Raw genomic sequence first — 535 nt, forward strand, 5'->3', positions numbered from 1 at the left:
AGCCATAACAGTGCTCTACCCCCGAGAGGATACATATGAGGCGCTACCTAAATAGCTTTCGAGGAGAACCAGCTATCTCCGGGTTCGATTAGCTTTTCACTCCTAATCACACCTCATCCCCTACCTTTGCAACGGGAGTGGGTTCGGGCCTCCAGTGCGTGTTACCGCACCTTCACCCTGGGCATGACTAGATCACCCGGTTTCGGGTCTACTGCCCGCGACTATGCGCCCTTATCAGACTCGGTTTCCCTTCGCCTCCCCTATACGGTTAAGCTTGCCACGAACAGTAAGTCGCTGACCCATTATACAAAAGGTACGCAGTCACTCCTTGCGGAGCTCCTACTGCTTGTACGCACACGGTTTCAGGTTCTATTTCACTCCCCTCTCCGGGGTTCTTTTCGCCTTTCCCTCACGGTACTGGTTCACTATCGGTCGGTCAGTAGTATTTAGCCTTGGAGGATGGTCCCCCCATGTTCAGACAGGGTTTCACGTGCCCCGCCCTACTCGTCTTCACTGAAATGGCCCTTTCAGATAC

At 53.6% G+C, this 535-nt stretch carries 1 rRNA gene; it reads right to left on the reverse strand.

Annotation, left to right across the window (positions count from 1 at the left end):
- Positions 1 to 535: ribosomal RNA gene (locus GVL52_RS28465) — 23S ribosomal RNA — on the reverse strand; the annotation flags it as partial.

Source organism: Rhizobium sp. 18055, assembly GCF_902706285.1.
Classification (GTDB): domain Bacteria; phylum Pseudomonadota; class Alphaproteobacteria; order Rhizobiales; family Rhizobiaceae; genus Rhizobium.